Consider the following 16687-nt stretch of genomic DNA (forward strand, 5'->3'; position numbering starts at 1 on the left):
TATTAAGAAGATGAATTTTAGATATAAGCATTCCCTTTTAACCGGTTTAGCCATTGTTGCCCTGAGTGCCTGCGTAACTAAAAAATACGAACGCCCTCAGGTAAAAAGCGAGGGTTTATACCGGGATAATAATACAACAGATACGGCTACAATGGCAGACCTACAGTGGAAAACATTGTTTTCGGATACCACTTTACAGTCGCTGATCCAACAAGGGATAAATGAAAATTTAGACCTGAAGCAGGCCATTGAGCGGATTAAAATTGCAGAGGCTACTTTAATACAGAGTCGTGGAGCACTACTTCCAAGCTTACAGGCAGACGTAAATGTGACTGATAATAAACAGTCGCAAGCCTCCTTAAACTTTCCTCCCGGGATTAACATTAATTTAGAAACCCAAACCTATAAGGCACAACTGAGCACCAGCTGGGAAGCCGATATATGGGGTAAATTAACAAGCGCAAAACGTGGCGCATATGCAACTTTATTACAAACTGACGCAGCAAAAAGAGCAGTTCAAACGCAATTAATCGCCACTATTGCCAATAATTATTATACTTTACTGGCCCTCGACAAACAATTGGCCATTACAGAACAAACCATTAAGGTTAGAACTCAGGACGTGGAAACCATGAGGGAATTAAAACAAGGAGCTGTAGTAAATGGTGCGGCGGTTGTACAAAGTGAAGCCAATTTATATGCGGCTCAGGTAACCGTACCTGATTTAAAAAGAAGCATCAAAGAGGCCGAAAATGCACTAAGTGTTTTGGTTGCCAAAGCGCCAAATGCTATTAACCGTACGACTTTAGATCAGCAGACCCCTTATGCGAATTTACAAACCGGGGTTTCTGCACAATTGTTAAAAAACCGTCCGGATGTGATTGCTGCTGAATTTGGTTTTAGATCTGCTTTCGAAAATACCAATGTGGCCAAGGCATACTTTTACCCTGCTTTAACCATTACCGCAGCCGGTGGATTATCAAGTTTACAATTACAGGATTTCTTCAGCAAATCTATCTTTTATAATTTAGTGGGCGGCTTAACACAGCCAATTTTTGCCCGAGGCGCAAATAAAGCCAGACTGAAAACAGCTGAAGCCAATCAACAGATTGCTTTTTACAACTTTCAACAGACGCTATTAACCGGAGGCCAGGAAGTATCAAATGCCTTGTATGCTTACCAAACTGCTGCAGAGAAAGAGGAAACCAGGGCAAAGCAAATCGCCTCGTTAACAAAAGCAGTAGATTTTACTAAAGAATTATTGCGCTACAGCTCAGCAACAAACTATACTGATGTTTTAACTTCAGAACAAAGTTTGTTAACAGCTCAATTGAACGGGATTAATGACCGATTACAAAAACTACAGTCGGTGGTAAATCTATACCGCGCACTGGGTGGTGGCTGGAAATAAAACATAATTGATCAGCACATTAAAGGCATTCTGATTTTCAGGATGCCTTTTTTCATTCCATGGGCTGTGTCGCTACAAACACTGGTTAAAGCACAGAGATTTTTTTAACTGGTCATCCTGAGTGATCATCATTGCGAGCTTTCCAATCAGATTTTAATAGCGAAATCAATATCATACAATTAAACTGCTGCGTTACAGTCCTTTTTTCAATGCAGCTCAAAATTCAATATATTTTTTATCCCAAAACGGGCCAGTTTTTTTGATGTAACCGCAAAATATTGTAAGTTTAAATTTTTTTAAGCGCTTAGCTTAGAAAAATTTTTAAACCAATCAATGTTACGTGTCGATAGTTCTAAAGCCTGTAAAGTGGTGTACTCTTTGTGCAAGCATGAGTATTTTGGCTATTTAATTGAACCACACGTAGTTCAGCTAAACCCTCAGGGCGATTTTTCCTTTACTTATCAAAGAATTTTCACACATACCGCCGAAGAATTTAATGCCTGTTTAAATGACATTGATTATAAGCTGATCAAGATTTTAGATGATATTGAGCAGGATTCGCTCATTAAAAAGTATTATAAAAAATTAATCAGGCCTACTGAATTCTTTACCAAAATTTTCGACGATAAGTTTTATGAAAATGTTCGTCCTAAAATTGAAAAGAAACTGGCCGAAGCTTTGGAAATCTTAAAGGTCAAAAATGAGCTTTATGTAATGGACAAAGATGGCTGGCCGGTAGAGCGCAAAATCGAACTTGCTGATGAGCCTGCATCTATCCTTTTCCATTTCCGGAGAAACGAAACTGAAACACGTTATTTTCCAACCATCAAATACCAGAACCTGCGCATCGAATTTATGTTTAAAGAAGCGCAGATTATTAGCAACAAACCTGCCTGGTTATTGCTCAATGATGTGTTATATTTTTTTGACCAGGATATTGAGGGCAAGAAATTACAGCCCTTTTTAAATAAACGCTTTATTGCCATACCCAAAACAACGGAAGCTACCTACTTCGAAAAATTTGTTGCGCCCTTAATAGAAAAACACCATGTGTATGCTGAAGGTTTCGAAATCAGGACCGAACAATTTGAGGCTATACCAGTTATTAAAGTTTTATATGTTGATGGCGGTCTTTCTCAGATTCAGCTATATTTTAAGTATGGGGAATATACTTTTCCAGTAGAAAATGCACATAAAGTTACCGTACGTTTAGAGAAAACAGCCGATAACTATATTTTCCACCGCATTAAACGTTCGGCAGACTGGGAGAAAAAGCAATTCAATTTACTCCTCTCCTTAGGACTAAAAAAAACCAGTTCTTTGTTCAGTAATCTGGAAGTAGCTTCAGCAGAAGAAAACCCAAGTTATGGCGCAATAAATTGGGTAAATGAGCACATCGAAATTTTAGAGGCATCGGGTTTCGAAATTGAACAAGCCACGGGGCAGAAAAAATTTGTACTCGGTGCCAGCAAAATCGACCTGGAGGTTAAAGAAGGGAATGATTGGTTCGATATCCATGCAGTGGTTTGGTTTGGTAAATACCAGATCCCTTTTCTATCTTTAAAACAGCATATCTTACATAAAAAGCGCGAATTTTTATTGCCTGATGGAGAAGTGGCCATTATCCCCGATAAGTGGTTTACGCAATACGGCAGTTTGTTCAGTTTGGCAGAAGCAGGGCAAACGCTCAAATTAAAGAAACACCATATCGGTTTAATTAACGACCTGGCCGAAGACAGTTTGGCAAATGTGACCCTCGAACGCAAGCTCCAAAGGCTATCAGACTTTGAAAATATTGCAGATACACAGATGCCCGTAAATTTTAAAGGCAGTTTGCGCGATTACCAGAAAGCCGGTTATAACTGGTTCAGCTTTTTACGCGAGTATAATTTTGGCGGCTGTTTAGCGGATGATATGGGTTTGGGTAAAACCATCCAAACACTGGCCATGCTGCAAAAGGTAAAGGAAGATGATCAACTGGTGGACACACAAACCACATCACTGATTATTATGCCAACTTCTTTAATTTATAACTGGTTAACAGAAGCCAAAAAATTTACGCCAAAGCTTAAGATACTGGCGCATACAGGTACCAATCGTAATAAAGATGTAGCGAATTTTGCCAATTACGACATTATCATTACCACCTACGGCGTAACGAGGGTAGATGTAGATGAATTGAAAAATTTCTATTTTAATTACATCATTCTTGATGAAAGTCAGAACATTAAAAACCCGGCATCAAAATCTTTCAAAGCCGTTAGAAGCTTAAAATCAAAACACAAATTGATTCTGAGCGGTACACCGGTAGAGAATTCGGTAAGTGATTTATGGTCGCAGTTAACTTTCTTAAATCCTGGTTTATTGGGTACACAGGCATTTTTCTACGAAGAATATGTGCAGGCAATAGAAAAGAAAAAAGACGAAGAAAAAGCAAGAAAACTGCAATCCATAATCAAACCTTTTGTACTCCGCAGAACAAAAGAGCAGGTAGCGGCAGAATTACCCCCTAAAACGGAACAGGTAATTTATTGCGACATGAGTGAAGACCAGGCCGCTTATTACGAAAAAACAAAATCGGCTTACCGCAACGATTTATTGCAGAGCATGGATGATGGAACTTTCGCGCAAAAACATGTTCAGCTTCTACAGGGATTAACGGCTTTACGTCAGCTAGCCAACCACCCTGTAATGATCGATGGGGAATACGTCTCCGATTCGGGGAAATTTGAAAACGTCATCCATACGTTAGATAATGTGCTTAAGGGCGGACACAAGGTTTTGGTTTTTTCGCAGTTCGTAAAACACCTGGATATCTTTAAAAAGCACTTTGAGGCCGAAAATATTCCTTTTGCTTATTTGGATGGATCAACCCGTAACCGTGGTGAGATCGTTTCTGAATTTCAGCAGAATACTGAGCTGAAGGTTTTCTTAATCTCTATCAAAGCCGGTGGCGTAGGTTTAAACCTCACACAAGCCGATTATGTTTTTATTCTAGATCCATGGTGGAACCCTGCAGTAGAACAGCAAGCTATTGATAGAACTCACCGTATAGGTCAGGATAAAAAGGTTTTCATCTATAAATTCATTGCAAAAGATACTGTAGAAGAGAAAATACTGGCTTTACAGAACCGTAAAAAATCTTTAGCCAATTCATTGATCACCACAGAAGAAAGTTTCTTTAAATCGCTGAGCAAGGAGGATATCAGGGATATATTGAATTAAGATCTATGTCATCCTGAATGCAATGAAGGATCTTATTAGTCGACCAAGGTTTTCTTATGCTTTCTTAATGTTAAGATTCTTCACTACGTTCAGAATGACAGATAGTATGTAGATTTTTCCAATTGTGATGCACTACTGCCGAAATGATGATGAAGTTAATGGAGAAACAATTTAAACTCCTTTTCAAAACTCATTCTCACCTTGTTTGTTATATAATAAACATAAATTCTACTATCATGACAAATCAAGATTTTAATACCGCAGTAAATAATGTTAAAGAAGCATGGAAATACCCAGAGTTATTCGAAAATGTTTCAAAATCAGAACGTTGGTTATCTGGCGCAGCAGGCACATATTTACTTTTTAAGGGTATTACCAGCATTTTTTCGCATCCTGTAATTGGCTTAACTGGTGCAGCAATTGGTGCAGGATTACTTTACCGTGGTATTACAGGCTACTGCCCAATGCGCGATTTAGCAGAACAACGCAGAGAAGATGTAGTGCCAGATGAGGTAGTGATTACTGAAACCTATGTTGTTGACGATTTAGGGTAAAATTTTAAATACTAAATTTCCATTTCCTAATAAACTGGTTAACTTTAAAAAAGTTAAACCACTATCATGAACAAGTACACAATATTATTTATCCCGGCACTTTTTGCAGGGCAAGTTATGGCACAAGATAAGAAACCAGATCCTGCCAACGATCCAAAAACAACAGAGGTTTGGGAACCTGTTCCTAAAATTGTTACGCCGGGTAAATTGCCTCAGGATGCACCATCTGATGCTATTATTCTTTTTAGCGGAAGAAATTTAGATGCATGGCACGCTGTTAAAGACCCATCTAAACCAGCTGCATGGACAATTGATGATGGCTTTTTTACCGTAAAAAAAGGTACGGGAAATATCGAAACCAATAAAAAGTTTACCGATTACCAGCTGCATATGGAATGGAAAATTCCTGAAAACATTACTGGCGAAGGTCAGGCACGTGGAAATAGCGGTGTGTTTTTAGCTTCAACCGGCGGTGGTGATGATGGCTACGAGATCCAGATTTTAGATGTTTATAACAATAAAACCTATGTGAACGGACAAACAGGAAGTGTTTATAAACAAGCAATTCCTTTAGCTAATGCCAACAAAAAACCTGGCGAATGGCAATATTACGACATCATTTGGAATGCACCACGTTTTAACGAAGATGGAACATTACAAAAACCAGCAAGTGTTACCTTATTTTTAAATGGCGTGCTTCTACAGAACGGATTTGTATTAAAGGGTGCAACAAGGTACATTGGTGCTCCTGAATATAAAAAACATGGACCTTCTTCTATTAAATTACAAGATCATGGCGATCCAAGTCCTGCCATTAGCTACAGAAACATTTGGGTAAGAGAACTATAACTAAATGTTGCTCGTTATAACGAGGATCGACGAGAATTGCGATTGTATCGCTTAAAGGAATTATAGTCACATTAAAAATGTGCATCTCATACATCCCCGTTGCACACGGGAACAATAGCAAATTATAATTTCAACAAAACAACAATAAGGAACCTGCAGGCCAAAAGCTTGCAGGTTTTGTTTTATAAAATAATTTGGCGGATAATTGTAATCAGATATTTAAGGTCGGATTTTTTTTATGAACAAAGGCAGATTAGAAGCATTTAGCGATGGTGTAATTGCGATTATTATCACCATTATGGTTTTGGAAATTAAAGTACCTGAACATGGCGAAACTTTAGCAACCTTAAAGCCACTTTTCCCAAAATTCATCAGTTATATCCTAAGTTTTATTTACGTTGGCATCTACTGGAACAATCATCACCATCTGCTGCACGCCGTTAAAAAAGTAAATGGATCAATGCTTTGGGCTAACCTAAACTTCCTTTTCTGGCTCTCACTTTTTCCGTTTGCAGCTGGCTGGATGGGCGAACACCACTTTGCCCTGTGGCCAGTTATTGTGTATGGTGTGGTATTACTTCTTGCCGCCATTTCTTACACCTTATTAGTCATTATAATTAAAAAAACGGAAGGTCAGCACTCTTTGGTGGTACATGCCATTGGTAATGATGCTAAAGGAAAGTTCTCGTTGTTATTTTATATTGCAGGTATCGGATTAAGCTTCATCAACCCATGGATCGGCGTAGCGCTTTATTTTGCGGTGGCCTGCATCTGGTTTATTCCTGATAGCAGAATTGAAAATGCCATGCGCGAGCAGGGTTTAATTGATGATAACGATTAATATACGCATTAATTTAGGTGTAATGCATTTTGCATAAACGCTTAGCCAAAAATAGCAATACAAGCCTGGCCACCTAGCCCCGATTACAGTCAGTATCGCTCCCAAACGTAAAGCGGAAGAAATCTGAATAGCTTTATTAAAATACGCTCCTAATCTGAGATTGATTAATAACATGCCTTTAAAGATCTTCTGTAAATATTTTCAACTCAGCGTCGTCACCCTGACCTGTAGCGCAGCGGAAAGCTACGTAGCAAACCGAGCCTTAAGCGAGCTCACCGAAGGTAATTCATTTCAGGGTCTATCTAGCAGGAAAGGTGCTGAAACAAGTTCAGCATGACGATCGCGTTAGGAAAAAAAGACTAAAGTTGATCACTACAGTTAATAAATTGAACTAAGGCTCATAATAATTGAAAGCAAAACCTCAAAACCCACATCAGCTTCAAGGAGCCTGAAGCATTTCCATATACAACTCCCTACTGATCATTTCAGCACCTAAACTCATTAAATGATCGTTCGGTAACTGGCAATCTATCAAATCGATATTTATATTACTTAAAAAAATCAATGCTGCTTTAGAGGCATTACTTACATGGCTAAACATACTTTCGCCACAAAAAACACGGTTAACTTTTAATCCATACAACCCTCCAACCAATTTATCCTCCTGCCAAACCTCTACACTGTGCGCATAACCTTCTTGATGAAGTTTGATATAAGCATTTTGCATTTCATTCGTAATCCAGGTACCATCCTGCCCTTTTCTTTCTGTAGTGGCGCAGTTTTGGATCACCTGAACAAAAGCCTGGTTAATCGTGATTTTAAAAACCTCCTGTTTTAAAATTTTCCTCATGCTTTTACTAACCTTGATTTTATCAGGATAAATCACACAACGTTCATGTGGCGAATACCAGAGAATAGGCTCACCTTCACTAAACCATGGAAATATACCGTTTGAATAGGCAATTAATAACCGCTCCATACTTAAATCGCCCCCAATGGCTAACAAACCATCCTCCTCTGCCAAGGCCGGATCAGGAAAGCCTGGATGATCATCTAGCAACTGAAAAAACATGACCAAAAATAAGAAAGAAAACAAAGATTAAACCCTGACGTTCTAAATAAGTCATATTGTAAAACAGTCCATTATGAACACGAAAGATAATTTCATAAAAGTAAAACATCTTTATAACCGGGCGGGCTTCGGAATTTCTTATACCGACTTAGAAAAATTAAGCAGAAAAAAACTAGATAAAGTAGTAGATAATTTGCTTAAGGATTCGCAAAAAGATGATCCAATTACCTTAATAAACGATTTTGAATCAAAACGGCAGCTTTTGGTACAGGCCGGTTTATATGCAAAAAAAGACCTTACCGATGATGAAAAGAAAATGCGCCAGCAGATTATCCGTGAACAGAACGATGTGAGCCGCGACCTGAATATTGCTTTCATTACCAAGATGATCAATACAGATGCCCCTTTGAGGGAAAAGATGACACTCTTTTGGCATGGACATTTTGCCTGCCGCAGCAACAATCCGTTTTTTGCACAACAACTAAATAATATCCAGAGAGCAAACGCCTTAGGTAGCTTTAAAACCTTATTGGTTGAGGTTTCTAAGTCGCCTGCAATGTTACAATATTTAAATAACCAGCAGAATAAGAAAGGTAAGCCAAATGAAAATTTTGCCCGGGAACTGATGGAGCTTTTTACTCTGGGAAGAGGAAATTATTCAGAACAGGATATTAAAGAATCTGCCCGCTCGTTTACCGGCTGGATGTATGACAAAGACGGTTCATTTATTTTCAGGAAGAATCTGCATGATACCGGAACAAAAACGTTTTTCGGTAAAATCGGAAATTTTGAGGGCGAAAACATTATTGATATTATTCTGGAAAAACCAGAAACCGCGCATTTTATTGCTGGGAAAGTATATAAATTCTTCGTTAATGATATCCCGAACGAGGCACATGTTAAAGAACTCGCCACTCATTTTTACAATTCGAAGTACGACATTGCTTCGATGATGAAAAAAATGTTTACTTCCGATTGGTTCTATAGCCCCGAAAATGTTGGCACAAAAATTAAATCACCAGCTGAATTTTTAGTTGGTTTAAGTCGCGAGTTTTATGTTACCTATAACAAGCCACAGGTTTTAATACAATTGCAAAGCAGTTTAGGCCAATATTTATTTAATCCGCCTAATGTTGCGGGCTGGCCTGGCGGGCAAAGCTGGATCGATAGTTCATCGTTAATGTTAAGAATGCGGATTCCTTCGCTTGTTTTAAATGATGGAGAAATTGATTTTAGCGGCAAGGCCGATCCTGAGGATGAAGCGGTAATCGCTTTAAGCCGAACGGCTACCACCAATGCAAATGCCAATACGAAACCAAAATCGTATGTAAACGCAAGTGTAGACTGGCCTAAATTTTTAAACACTTTGCCAAAGGGATTAACGCCACTGGAACTCACCGAGTTTTTATTGCAACCGAAATTAAACACCAAAATAACTACGATGGTAGGCGATAATAAAGGATTACGCAGCACGGCCGTAGAAATTACCAGCATGCCAGAGTATCAATTGTGCTAGGCGCATGTTTGTTGATAGTTTAATGGCTCGTGGTTGATAGCCGTTTCGCTAAACATCCAGGCTATCAACTATAAAACTATGAACCATTGACAAGTGAACAAAAACACTAACAAGATGAACAGAAGAAATTTTTTAAGAAATACAGGATTTGTTGCAGCAGGTTCGCTATTTGTTCCCGCTTTTATGAAACCACTTGAGGCCATGGCACTAGATGAATTGAGCCTCTACAAAAACCTGGTTGTTGTACAGCTTTCTGGCGGAAATGACGGTCTAAACACAGTTATTCCCTTTGGAAATGATATTTACTATCAAAAAAGAAATAGTATTGCCATTAAACCAGAAGAGATAATTAAACTGAACGATATGCAGGGATTAAATCCAAACATGGCCGCCCTGCAAGAGATTTACGACCAAGGGTGGATGACCATTATCAACGATGTTGGTTACCCAAACCCCGATCGTTCGCACTTCCGATCTATGGATATCTGGCAAACCGGTAGTGACAGTAATCAATTTTTATCAACCGGATGGATTGGCCGCTATTTAGACAGCAATTGCCAAACCTGCAAATTCCCTTATACTGCGATAGAAGTTGACGACTCACTTTCTTTGGCCATGAAGGGTGAAACTAAAAAAGGAATTGCATTAAAAGATCCTGCAGCTTTATTCCGCAATACCAATGATCCGTTTTTTAAGGCGATGTTACAAAACGATAAGGAACATTTAGATGAAAATAATCTGGGTTATTTGTACAAAACCATGATCGAAACCTCATCATCAGCTGCTTATATACAGGATACTTCCAAAGTTTATCAGTCTAAATTCACTTACCCCAATTCAGGTTTTGCCAATCAATTGAAAACGGTTTCAAAATTTATTTCTTCGGGATTAAAAACAAGGGTTTATTATGTATCATTAAGCGGTTTTGACACCCATGTAAACCAGATTGGTCAACAAGGGAATCTGCTAAAACAATACAGCGAGGGCATGGCTGCTTTCTTGAAAGATTTAAAAACGAATAATAAATTAGACGATACGTTGGTGATTACCTTCTCCGAGTTCGGCCGGAGGGTAGAACAAAATGCAAGCAACGGAACCGATCATGGAACAGCAAACAATATGTTTGTTTTTGGCGGAAAATTGAAGAAACAGGGCATATTTAATACTGCGCCTAATCTCAGCGATTTAGACACCGGCGATTTAAAATACCAGTTGGATTTCAGGCAGGTTTACGGTACCATTTTAGATAAATGGCTCGATGTAAATAATGCTGATATCTTAAACAAAAAGTTTAATACACTCGATTTTATATAGATATTATAAAGAAGTCAAGTTTAATAACCAACTTGCTATGAAACTTGACTTCTTTATTATCTATTTCCTTTTTAAAACATATACCGGTCGGTTAGTATCTTTATCAATCTGCTCGGTGTAAATGCTAAACAATTCATATCCATAGTTTTTCATCTTGTTTACACCATCAATTGCCGAATTAAATTCAATCCTTTTATCATTATCATCCCTAATATACATTTCGCTATTATCACCTATTTTTTGTCCATATTCGAGTGCAATCCAATGTTTATTTGCCAAAAAAATTTTTACTGCACGAATTTGAATATAATCTACGTGGATATCGGTCAATTTCATGCCGTTTACATTTTGTGCTTTGGCAGTAGATAGCCAGAAGCATGCGACCATTGCCGCTGCAAGAGTTAATTTTTTCATATGGTGTTTCTTTTGTGTGTATCCCTAAATTACGAAGAATCCAATTATAATACTTGAACGATTTGTAACAAAATATCCAATATTAAATCTTAACGTAAAAAACACAATGAACTTTTTAGGCAATATTATCTGGATTATTTTTGGTGGTATCTTTATTTTCTTCGAATATATCATTGGAGGATTAATCCTTTGCCTAACCATTGTGGGAATTCCTTTTGGCATTCAATGTTTTAAATTCGCCATTGTAGGCCTCGCACCTTTTGGTGTTAAAATAACCGATACTTCATCTAATACAGGCTGCCTATCTACTATCATGAATTTAATCTGGATTTTTTGTGGAGGTTTCTGGATAGCGTTGACGCATCTATTTTTCGGCATCCTGCTCTGCATCACCATCGTAGGTATTCCTTTCGGTCGCCAACATTTTAAGTTGATGAATTTAGCTTTTACACCGTTTGGGAAATCGATTTCTTAACCTGAATAAACCTAGATAGTTCTACCATTTCGACCACTTACTCGTCATTGTGAGAAGGCTTTTCCGCCTACTAAGCAATCTCAATCGTCAATTAATATATAAGATTGCTTCGGTTCTCCCCATCCCAGCCTTACAGTCACGACATTTCGTGGTATATCTCTTGGATTTTTGAAAAGCAGGGTTCTGTGTTTATCGGATCCGAAAGTCCCGCCATTCGCTATAGCCCTCATGATCCCGATGAAAAATCGGGACGGGGCTGTCGCTCCTGTCGGGTTTATTGAACTTTGGCCTGTCCCTGTGAGCAAAAACTTTCGTACTATATCGTAGCGTCATTTCCAACTTGATTGGAAATCGTAATGCCTTGGCAGGGAGTTTAAGTTGCATTAAGATTCCCGCTTGCGCGGGAATGACGCCCCTTTAAATTATTGGATCAATCCTATTGATCGAGAATGCCTAATTGCCTCCTCACTATCTTTAAACAAACAAGCTTCCACTCCTTTATCTTTTACTTTTTTAAGCAATTCATTCGTTTCTAACTCTTTCTCAGGCCGGATATTACGGATATAAACCGCTTCGATGTTTTGCGGGTATTTTTCTACTATCGAACTATAAATTTCCGGGTCTTTTTGCGAATTATCGCCAAAGAACACGAATTTCTGATTGGGAAAAGTATCCAGGATCCGCATTACCCTTAATAATTTACCCTCATGACCGGTTTTGCCAGTTTTAATTAAATCTTTCCACTTTTTGAGCGTATTCAACAGAAAAGCACCATCAGGTAGTTTATTAAACCGGAAAGTCTCCACTAAGTAATCATAGAGATTCCATTCGCTGCTGCTTACATAGAAAAAAGGGTTGGGTTGATTTGCCTCCGTATGCGAAAGGGCCAATTGCTGATAGTGGCTGGCTGTATCTGAAAAGGTTTTACGGGTATGCGGGTTTTTAATAAATAACTCTCTCAACCTTCTGCCAACAGTTGCGGAATGAGAAACCATCACCGTATCATCTACATCAGAAATAAAAGCATATTGCGTAATGTGTGGCACATATACCCTACCTTCTCCAATATTTAAAACAGCCCCGTATTGATCAATAGCTTCCACTTTAACATTGTGCCAGCCCGCAGCGACATCATGTTGGGCCTTCCATTCGAATTTAAAAAAACCGTCAACTTCGGTTTTATTGTAAATAGTCTGATCAAAGAATTGCAAACGCACCTCAACAAAAGCATAAGGTTTTAAAATGAAGAGTTTTAAAAGATGGATAATGTTAACAAACAGATTATTACTGTAAACCTGCCGTGTTTTCGCTTTGCGTTTAAAAACATGACCATAAACAACCAAATTGTGCGCATGACCATAACCGTGATATACTTTTACACTAACAGATTTATTCATCTATATTAAAACAGAGTTTATTTAAAGTTGTTTGTTGATAAAACCCCATCAGGTAAAACATGAAATTATTATTCATCATCAACCCAGGCTCAGGCAGTCATGATCTTAATTTAAAGGAAGTAATTTCTACCTATTTCGATTCAAAAAATACAGAAATTGATCTTTTCGAATTACCAGAAGATTGTTCTTTAGAGAAGATCAAAGATAAGATCAAAAGTGCAAAAGCAGATCGTGTGGTGGCCGTTGGTGGTGATGGAACCTTAAAACTGGTTGCAGAATGCCTGCTGCATACCGAAACACCTATTGGCATTATTCCTGCCGGTTCGGCTAACGGGATGGCAAAAGAATTGGGCATACCTACTGATATTGACCAGGCCTTAGCCATTTTGGATGAAGGCCATTTGGAAAAAATCCATGTGGTTAAACTTAATGATGAAATCTGCATTCATTTATCAGACCTTGGTTTTAATGCCTATCTGGTAAAAAAATTCGATGCCCTGCCTCAACGCGGTATGTTGGGCTATGCTAAAGCCACCTGGCATGCCTTGTGGAACCATAAAAGGATGGATGTACAACTAAAACTTAAAAATGAAACCATAACCTCTAAAGCGGCTATGGTAGCCATTGCCAATGCCACTATGTATGGAACAGGATTAAAGATAAATCCTGACGGAAAATTAGATGACGATCTTTTCGAAGTAGTTTTGGTAAAAGATTACTCCTATATCGAGATTTTAAAAATATGGATCACCAAATTACCCTTCAACCCTAAAAAGATAGAAGTGTTTCAAACTGCTGAAGTAAAGATTTCATCAAAACACAAAGCGCACTTTCAGATTGATGGAGAATATATTGGAAAGGTAAATACTGTTGAAGCAAAAATTCTTCCTGCTGCCATAACAGTAGTTTTACCTGAAGTATTAGAAAATTGAACGATGAATTTTAATCGTAAAATACAACCTAAAGAATTCGGCAATAAAACAGATCCGGAATAAAATATCAAACCAACGCTCACCAAGGTTTAATATTTCTGGTAAATAAGTGATAAAACCGATGGAAAATACCCATACCACCAAACGGAAAGGAAATTGAATGTAATAGGCAATAAAGCCAAATTTCTTATTCAGGAGTAAACCGGCAGCGGAGATAAACAGTGAAACGAATAAGGGCAGCAACAATACCACTTTGGCTTGCGAAAGTACCTGATCGGGAATTTCGTTTAAATGCGTTAAAATCTACCAAAATTGTTTGGCTAACAAAACGATGCTAATGAGATCCAATAAAGCAAAAAATCGGGTAGTATTCTTCATTACTTACAGTACTTTGTTAAATAATCATCTGCCTTTTTGCTTCCCATGTATTTAACGAAAGTAAAATCCTCGCAGGCGCCTTGTTTATCGCCCTGCTTTATTTTCTTTAAGCCCATTTGAATACGGTCGTCTAGGTATTCATCATCAATACCCAACTGATTTTTGATTGCTATAATCTGAACTTCTTGTCCGGGTTTGGCCTGATCGATATTTTTATAGAAATTAATCACTGAATTGGTGAGGCCTTCTTCAGCCTGATAGTTGCGAATTGCTTCCTGCATGGCTTCACTTGATTTTCCTTCGCAATTGTAGCCTGAAAGTTTAAAATTAACCGGAGCAATGACCGAAACTGTTGTATCGTAACCACTCGGAACCTGCCATTTACCACTGCTCATTCTAACTAAACGTAGTGCTTCCTCATCCAAATCAGTTAATATGCCTTTGCTCACTTTTGAAAAATAAACTTTCCCTTGTTGATTAAGCTTAAAACTAACATTTACCGTTCCCTGGATACAATTATCTTTAGAAAACTGCGGATAAATGGTATTCTCTATCAAGAAGTTTGTAAAACCGCTTTTGCCAGATTTAAACTGAACCTGGGCCATGGCTAGCGAGCAGCAGAAAATTAAACACAAGGTGATCAGTTTTTTCATTGTACTAAATTATGGTTTATTAGGTTAACACTTAAGAGAATACAAAGTTTTTCGCAAAGGAATAAGAGTTTTTGCTACGGAACTAACCCGGCCGTCATGCTGAATTTATTTTACAAGTAGAGGTATTGTTTTCATTTGCTTTGTAGCTACTTCGTGGTCAGCATCTTTCTCCTATAAGACCATGAAATAAATTACCTTCGGTGAGCTCGCTTAAGGCTCGGTTTACTTCGTAGCTTTCCGCTGCGCTACAGGTCAGGGTGACGAAAACAGCATAAGACCGATCGATATTCTCCTTTCTTTTTGGTTAGCAATCGGTGGTTAAAAACTAAGAAAAAGTGGCCTTCAAAATAAACTCCGGATCAGGACAGTTGGCTAGATATTTTTCCCGCTCGCTAAACTTACATACGCCTGGATAATCACCTTTTAATCCATCCATATCTTCTATTAGCTGAAAATGAAGGTGTGGCGGCCAGCAACCGTTTTCATCTTTGTCGCCCAGTTCTGCGAATTTTGTGCCTGCTTTTATCTGCATTCCTTTTTCCATATTACCTAAAGAAGCTAAATTTAGGTGCCCGTAAAGCGCATGGAATTTATAACCTGCAATATCATAACACAGAATGATGGTTGCCCCATAATCGCCGAAATTATTGTTGTTGGCGAAGCTATGAACGGTTGCATCGTAAAAATTGTAAACTGGTGTTCCAGCCGGTGCCCAGATATCTACGCCTAAATGCAGCCTGCGCGGCTCCTCACCGGTATCAAAATGCGAGCTGCGCGAATATATGGTGCGGTGTTCATTGTAACCCCCAATGCCATACCGCGCATGGTTTGAATTAAGCTTTTCATCAATCCAAGCTGAAAACAGGTCGATATTGCTTAAAATTTCATTTGTGAGTTCAGTATTTGTAATGGTAAAATCAAGCTTTAAAAGCTGATCATTTTTAGGATCGAAACCTACAACCTGATGGATCAAGTCGCGTTTTGTTTCAATTACCTGCTCAAGAATATGCATGGAAGATGTTTATTTAAAAATATAAACGTAGTTATAAATATAGTGTGATAAAGCGCCACCAATCACAAATAAATGCCAAAGTTCGTGGCTATGTATCCATTTGTACAACTGCTTATCTTTGGCGTAATAATAAGTTCCGCCGATATAAAAAATACCTCCTAACAATAACCAGAAAATTGCACCAGTGGGTAAGGTGCCTAACATTTTTTGGAGCAATGGCACAATTAAACAGCCCATTAAAATATAGATAGACAAAGATATAACTGTACTTTTTAAGCGGTTAAAAATTTTGAGCAGGCAGCCCATAATTGCTATAATCCATACGATGGCAAACAGGCTCCAACGCAGCCAGCCGTCAAAAACCAGTAAGGCAGTGGGGCTGTAAGAGCCGGCAATCATTAAATATATACAGCAATGATCAAATTTCTGCCAAAAGCGGACACCATAATCCGTAGCAGGATAGCCGTGGTACATCGCGCTTACGCCAAAAAGAATAAAGGCTCCGATGCTGTAAATCCAGGCAGCAATATAATCAATAGGTGTATTGCATTTTTGAAGCAAGAAGTATCCAGCCGGAATTGCTAATAAAGCCGGTATAAAGTGTGTGAAGAAATTAACGGGTTCCCTTAGCTTCCTCACAAAAT

At 38.3% G+C, this 16687-nt stretch carries 16 protein-coding genes; 9 read left to right on the forward strand and 7 right to left on the reverse strand.

Annotation, left to right across the window (positions count from 1 at the left end):
• The first annotated feature begins 10 nt into the window (after positions 1-10).
• From OQX63_RS14510 to OQX63_RS14530, 5 genes are all read left to right on the forward strand, one after another.
• Positions 11-1411 carry an efflux transporter outer membrane subunit gene (locus tag OQX63_RS14510; RefSeq protein WP_265851571.1) on the forward strand — a complete coding sequence of 467 codons (1401 nt, stop codon included), beginning with the start codon at positions 11-13 and terminating at the stop codon, positions 1409-1411.
• 333 nt (positions 1412-1744) lie between these two features.
• A complete protein-coding gene (locus OQX63_RS14515; RefSeq protein ID WP_265851572.1) occupies positions 1745-4636 on the forward strand; it encodes a DEAD/DEAH box helicase in 2892 nt (963 codons plus the stop codon).
• Positions 4637-4872: 236 nt separating this feature from the next.
• Positions 4873-5190, forward strand: a complete 318-nt coding sequence (locus OQX63_RS14520) for a DUF2892 domain-containing protein (RefSeq protein ID WP_265851573.1) — start codon at positions 4873-4875, stop codon at positions 5188-5190.
• Positions 5191-5256: 66 nt separating this feature from the next.
• On the forward strand, positions 5257-6039 hold the full coding sequence (locus OQX63_RS14525; protein WP_265851574.1) for a 3-keto-disaccharide hydrolase: 783 nt from the start codon (positions 5257-5259) through the stop codon (positions 6037-6039).
• A gap of 238 nt (positions 6040-6277) precedes the next feature.
• Positions 6278-6880 carry a TMEM175 family protein gene (locus OQX63_RS14530; protein WP_265851575.1) on the forward strand — a complete coding sequence of 201 codons (603 nt, stop codon included), beginning with the start codon at positions 6278-6280 and terminating at the stop codon, positions 6878-6880.
• 439 nt (positions 6881-7319) lie between these two features.
• Here OQX63_RS14530 and aat read toward each other — a convergent pair whose 3' ends face one another.
• Positions 7320-7952 (reverse strand): leucyl/phenylalanyl-tRNA--protein transferase, encoded by a 633-nt coding sequence (gene aat / locus OQX63_RS14535; protein ID WP_265851576.1) that lies wholly within the window; start codon positions 7950-7952, stop codon positions 7320-7322.
• A 73-nt stretch (positions 7953-8025) separates the two neighbouring features.
• Here aat and OQX63_RS14540 point away from each other — a divergent pair, with 73 nt between their 5' ends.
• Both OQX63_RS14540 and OQX63_RS14545 read left to right on the forward strand, forming a co-directional pair.
• Positions 8026-9468: a DUF1800 domain-containing protein gene (locus OQX63_RS14540; protein WP_265851577.1), complete on the forward strand. Its 1443-nt coding sequence runs from the start codon at positions 8026-8028 to the stop codon at positions 9466-9468.
• 114 nt (positions 9469-9582) lie between these two features.
• Positions 9583-10782, forward strand: a complete 1200-nt coding sequence (locus OQX63_RS14545) for a DUF1501 domain-containing protein (protein ID WP_265851578.1) — start codon at positions 9583-9585, stop codon at positions 10780-10782.
• Between the two features lie 60 nt (positions 10783-10842).
• On the opposite strand, the gene OQX63_RS14550 is transcribed toward OQX63_RS14545, so the two are convergent.
• Positions 10843-11196, reverse strand: coding sequence for a hypothetical protein (locus OQX63_RS14550; protein ID WP_265851579.1), 354 nt, complete (start codon positions 11194-11196; stop codon positions 10843-10845).
• Between the two features lie 106 nt (positions 11197-11302).
• On the opposite strand from OQX63_RS14550, the gene OQX63_RS14555 reads away from it, so the two are divergent.
• Positions 11303-11671, forward strand: coding sequence for a YccF domain-containing protein (locus OQX63_RS14555; protein ID WP_039472680.1), 369 nt, complete (start codon positions 11303-11305; stop codon positions 11669-11671).
• Positions 11672-12093: 422 nt separating this feature from the next.
• Here the strand turns inward: OQX63_RS14555 and OQX63_RS14560 are convergent, their stop codons facing one another.
• Positions 12094-13068: an App1 family protein gene (locus OQX63_RS14560; protein WP_265851580.1), complete on the reverse strand. Its 975-nt coding sequence runs from the start codon at positions 13066-13068 to the stop codon at positions 12094-12096.
• Positions 13069-13127: 59 nt separating this feature from the next.
• Here OQX63_RS14560 and OQX63_RS14565 point away from each other — a divergent pair, with 59 nt between their 5' ends.
• Positions 13128-14000 (forward strand): diacylglycerol/lipid kinase family protein, encoded by an 873-nt coding sequence (locus OQX63_RS14565; protein ID WP_265851581.1) that lies wholly within the window; start codon positions 13128-13130, stop codon positions 13998-14000.
• Here the strand turns inward: OQX63_RS14565 and OQX63_RS14570 are convergent.
• The 4 genes from OQX63_RS14570 to trhA form a co-directional block, all read right to left on the reverse strand.
• On the reverse strand, positions 13989-14243 hold the full coding sequence (locus OQX63_RS14570; RefSeq protein WP_265851582.1) for a hypothetical protein: 255 nt from the start codon (positions 14241-14243) through the stop codon (positions 13989-13991). The two genes, OQX63_RS14565 and OQX63_RS14570, sit on opposite strands and share 12 nt — an antisense overlap.
• Positions 14244-14377: 134 nt before the next feature.
• Positions 14378-15031 (reverse strand): TonB family protein, encoded by a 654-nt coding sequence (locus tag OQX63_RS14575; protein ID WP_265851583.1) that lies wholly within the window; start codon positions 15029-15031, stop codon positions 14378-14380.
• Between the two features lie 325 nt (positions 15032-15356).
• Positions 15357-16043, reverse strand: coding sequence for a peptidoglycan DD-metalloendopeptidase family protein (locus tag OQX63_RS14580; protein ID WP_265851584.1), 687 nt, complete (start codon positions 16041-16043; stop codon positions 15357-15359).
• 9 nt (positions 16044-16052) lie between these two features.
• Entirely contained in the window at positions 16053-16682 is a 630-nt protein-coding gene (gene trhA / locus OQX63_RS14585; protein ID WP_265851585.1) for a PAQR family membrane homeostasis protein TrhA, read from the reverse strand.
• Between the last annotated feature and the right edge of the window lie 5 nt (positions 16683-16687).

It is taken from the genome of Pedobacter sp. PF22-3 (genome assembly GCF_026239555.1).
In the GTDB taxonomy this organism is placed as follows: Bacteria; Bacteroidota; Bacteroidia; order Sphingobacteriales; family Sphingobacteriaceae; genus Pedobacter.

Excerpts from the sequence above, each read along its gene's own strand:
- OQX63_RS14515 (WP_265851572.1), top strand. The coding sequence starts at position 1,745 with ATGTTACGTGTCGATAGTTCTAAAGCCTGTAAAGTGGTGTACTCTTTG.
- OQX63_RS14555 (WP_039472680.1), top strand. The coding sequence starts at position 11,303 with ATGAACTTTTTAGGCAATATTATCTGGATTATTTTTGGTGGTATCTTT.
- OQX63_RS14560 (WP_265851580.1), bottom strand. The coding sequence starts at position 13,068 with ATGAATAAATCTGTTAGTGTAAAAGTATATCACGGTTATGGTCATGCG.
- OQX63_RS14565 (WP_265851581.1), top strand. The coding sequence starts at position 13,128 with ATGAAATTATTATTCATCATCAACCCAGGCTCAGGCAGTCATGATCTT.
- OQX63_RS14575 (WP_265851583.1), bottom strand. The coding sequence starts at position 15,031 with ATGAAAAAACTGATCACCTTGTGTTTAATTTTCTGCTGCTCGCTAGCC.
- OQX63_RS14510 (WP_265851571.1), top strand. The coding sequence starts at position 11 with ATGAATTTTAGATATAAGCATTCCCTTTTAACCGGTTTAGCCATTGTT.
- aat (WP_265851576.1), bottom strand. The coding sequence starts at position 7,952 with ATGTTTTTTCAGTTGCTAGATGATCATCCAGGCTTTCCTGATCCGGCC.
- OQX63_RS14545 (WP_265851578.1), top strand. The coding sequence starts at position 9,583 with ATGAACAGAAGAAATTTTTTAAGAAATACAGGATTTGTTGCAGCAGGT.
- OQX63_RS14520 (WP_265851573.1), top strand. The coding sequence starts at position 4,873 with ATGACAAATCAAGATTTTAATACCGCAGTAAATAATGTTAAAGAAGCA.
- OQX63_RS14550 (WP_265851579.1), bottom strand. The coding sequence starts at position 11,196 with ATGAAAAAATTAACTCTTGCAGCGGCAATGGTCGCATGCTTCTGGCTA.
- OQX63_RS14530 (WP_265851575.1), top strand. The coding sequence starts at position 6,278 with ATGAACAAAGGCAGATTAGAAGCATTTAGCGATGGTGTAATTGCGATT.
- OQX63_RS14580 (WP_265851584.1), bottom strand. The coding sequence starts at position 16,043 with ATGCATATTCTTGAGCAGGTAATTGAAACAAAACGCGACTTGATCCAT.
- OQX63_RS14540 (WP_265851577.1), top strand. The coding sequence starts at position 8,026 with ATGAACACGAAAGATAATTTCATAAAAGTAAAACATCTTTATAACCGG.
- OQX63_RS14525 (WP_265851574.1), top strand. The coding sequence starts at position 5,257 with ATGAACAAGTACACAATATTATTTATCCCGGCACTTTTTGCAGGGCAA.